The 2,450-nt window shown below is 61.0% G+C and carries 5 protein-coding genes and 1 pseudogene; all 6 read left to right on the plus strand.

Annotation, left to right across the window (positions count from 1 at the left end; genetic code table 11):
• On the plus strand, positions 1-896 hold an 896-nt coding region (locus BKN05_RS11605), incomplete at its 5' end, for a phage major capsid protein (RefSeq protein WP_286688700.1).
• The gene (locus BKN05_RS11610) at positions 896-1,216 is read left to right on the plus strand and encodes a hypothetical protein (RefSeq protein ID WP_286688701.1); all 321 of its coding nucleotides are present in this window, start codon (positions 896-898) and stop codon (positions 1,214-1,216) included. The genes BKN05_RS11605 and BKN05_RS11610, both read left to right, overlap by 1 nt.
• Positions 1,217-1,228: 12 nt before the next feature.
• Positions 1,229-1,666 carry a Gp19/Gp15/Gp42 family protein gene (locus BKN05_RS11615; RefSeq protein WP_286688702.1) on the plus strand — a complete coding sequence of 146 codons (438 nt, stop codon included), beginning with the start codon at positions 1,229-1,231 and terminating at the stop codon, positions 1,664-1,666.
• The gene (locus tag BKN05_RS11620) at positions 1,647-1,985 is read left to right on the plus strand and encodes a hypothetical protein (protein ID WP_286688703.1); all 339 of its coding nucleotides are present in this window, start codon (positions 1,647-1,649) and stop codon (positions 1,983-1,985) included. Before BKN05_RS11615 ends, BKN05_RS11620 begins: the two co-directional genes overlap by 20 nt.
• Complete coding sequence (locus tag BKN05_RS11625; RefSeq protein ID WP_187401259.1) at positions 1,978-2,256, plus strand: hypothetical protein; 279 nt, start codon at positions 1,978-1,980, stop codon at positions 2,254-2,256. The genes BKN05_RS11620 and BKN05_RS11625 overlap by 8 nt, the downstream gene beginning before the upstream one ends.
• A pseudogene (locus tag BKN05_RS11630) lies at positions 2,253-2,450 on the plus strand (hypothetical protein); the annotation flags it as partial. The gene BKN05_RS11625 and the pseudogene BKN05_RS11630, both read left to right, overlap by 4 nt.

Raw genomic sequence — 2,450 nt, forward strand, 5'->3', positions numbered from 1 at the left:
CCGGCCTGACCGTCGAAGAGGCACTGTCCAACCCGCACTTCATGCCTGACCTCATTCTTGATGAGCTCAACGGCGCGGAGTTCCAGCGCGTCTTTTTCCGTGACGTGACCGTGAACTCCAACATCGTTGGTTTCCGTGAGGCGACTCCGAACTTCCTGGAAGACGATGTTGCTAACGTCGCGGAGTACGGCGAGATTCCGGTTTCCGACCCGACCGCAGGCGAGCTGAAGACCGCGGCAATCGAGAAGCTTGGTATCGGTATCCGTGTTTCCTGGGAGCAGCGCAACGATAACGATATGGACGCTGTTCGCCGCGAGCTGGAAGCCCGCACGAACACGATTATTCGCGCTCAGGCTCGTGACGCTCTCAAGGCCCTGAATGCTGCAAACATTCAGGAGCACCAGATCACGACCGCGTGGGATAAGCCGGACTCTGACCCGGCTGGTGACTTCCTGGACGCGTCCGAGGTTGTCCTCGGTGCTGAAGACGGCGACGGACACTACTTCGGTTACACCCCGGATGTTCTGCTGATTCACCCAATGACACTGAACCTGCTGAAGCGCTCGCCGAAGGTACAGGACATGTACATCGGTGACATGGCACACGCTAACCCGCTGTTCAACGGTATTTCTGACGAGCCGATTATCTTCGGCAACGTTCAGATCGTGAAGTCGTTCTTTGTCCCGAAGGGTGAGGCGTACCTGGGGCAGCAGCAGACTGCTGGTTTCATGGCGCAGCGTGAGCCGGAGTGGGTTTCCGAGTTCTACGAGGAGCGCGGTAACTCTGGTCGTGGCGGCGCTAACCAGTCTTGGCGCTCTGACTACACTCACCGCCGTGGTTTCGCGGTTGATGGCCCGAAGTCGATTGTGAAGCTGACGGGTCTGGTGACTGAGTAATGCGTAGGGTCACGTTGGCGAAGTCGATTCGCTTCCCTGGTGACCGTCTGCGTCTTGCCGGTGAGGTCGTTGAGGTTGACGATGGTGTGTTCGCGGAGTTTGTTGGCCGTGGCGTGTTTGCTACAGGCGCGCCGAAGCCGAGTAAGCCTGTGGAGCGCCAGCGTGAACCGGAGGGAAGCGCCGAGCCGGAACCTGCGGGTGATGCGCCGCAACGCCCACGTAAAGCAGCGGCGTTGGATGCGTGGCGAGCCTACGCGACCGCGAAGGGCGTAGACCCAAAGGGCATGACGAAGGCGGAGCTTATCGCCGCCGTCGGTTAGGTGGTGACATCAATGCTGATTGATGGTTTCATAGCGAGGTTCCCCCGCGCGTTGAAGCCGGGGGAGCGTGAACGCGCCGAACTACTACTCCAAGACGCACGCGACATGATTGCTGCGGAGTTCGGTAGGGCTGGCATGAACCTCGATGAGGAGATTGCCCGGTCTGACTGGCTGGAAGCGGTTGTGTGTCGTGTCGCGTTCGAGATGGTGTCGGCGGTTCTGCTGGTCGGTGACCGTGCTGGTGTCCGCCAGTACTCGGTGACTGCCGGCGACATCACCGAGTCCGGCACTTACTCGGATGTGAATGGTAGTGCGTGGGGTGGGCTGGTGCTGACTGATAAGCACCGGTTCGATTTGGGGCTGGTGCAGCACGCTACGGCGCGTGGCCGGTTCCCTGGTGCCCCATCCTGGCCGGAACGGAGGCTTCGTCGTGTTCGATACCGCCGTTGAGATCGTCACACCGGGCACTAGGCCGGGGTATGGCCGCGATGAGCTGGACTATGACAACCCGGCCTTGGTTGAGCCGGTGCCGTTCGGCGTGGAGGTTCAACCCGCAGGCAGGTTCGAGGATGACGCTGGCGGCCGCCGCGTGTTCGTGCAATCGGGGTTCCGGCTGATTTGCCCTCCGGGGCAGTTCCTGGACGTGTCGGCAACACAGCGTATCCGCGTGCCGGGGATTGGTGACTGCGACATCGTTGGTGACCGCGCCGACTGGTGGCACCGCACCCACGGTCACACATCCCTACAGCTGGAGGTAGTCAATGGGTAGCCCGGAGATTGATATTGATTTCGATGAGATGTTCCGCGATGTCATGCAGCAGCCTGGTGTGAAGGGCGCGGTGCAGGGCAGGGCGGCGAAAATCGCTGCGGTTGCCCGCCGTGAGTTCGCGAAGGCGAAGGTTGACGCGAACGTGTCCATCAGCCAGGTGTATATCCCGTCTGGGCGTTTCGGTGTCAACGTCACAGCCCATGTGGCGGACGATGACCGGGTGAAGGCCATTGGGATTATGCGCCGGGCGGGAAGGAGCGTGCGCCGATGAACGACGCCGATATTCTCATGCAGGTTATCGAGTCTGTGCAGCAGGTTCTCGGTGACGATGTGTGGGTAGCCGACCGACTGCCGCCTGACCGTGAGTTGGCGAAGAACCTGCCGTGTGTGGTGATTGACTTGCTGCCCGGCGGGGAGGTCATGCCGTGGCAGGGCGAGTTCGCTATCCAGCAGATGATTGCTCTC

It is taken from the genome of Corynebacterium sp. S5S1, assembly GCF_001913985.1.
Taxonomy (GTDB): Bacteria; Actinomycetota; Actinomycetes; order Mycobacteriales; family Mycobacteriaceae; genus Corynebacterium; species Corynebacterium marquesiae.

Excerpts from the sequence above, each read along its gene's own strand:
- BKN05_RS11610 (WP_286688701.1), top strand. The coding sequence starts at position 896 with ATGCGTAGGGTCACGTTGGCGAAGTCGATTCGCTTCCCTGGTGACCGT.
- BKN05_RS11615 (WP_286688702.1), top strand. The coding sequence starts at position 1,229 with ATGCTGATTGATGGTTTCATAGCGAGGTTCCCCCGCGCGTTGAAGCCG.
- BKN05_RS11625 (WP_187401259.1), top strand. The coding sequence starts at position 1,978 with ATGGGTAGCCCGGAGATTGATATTGATTTCGATGAGATGTTCCGCGAT.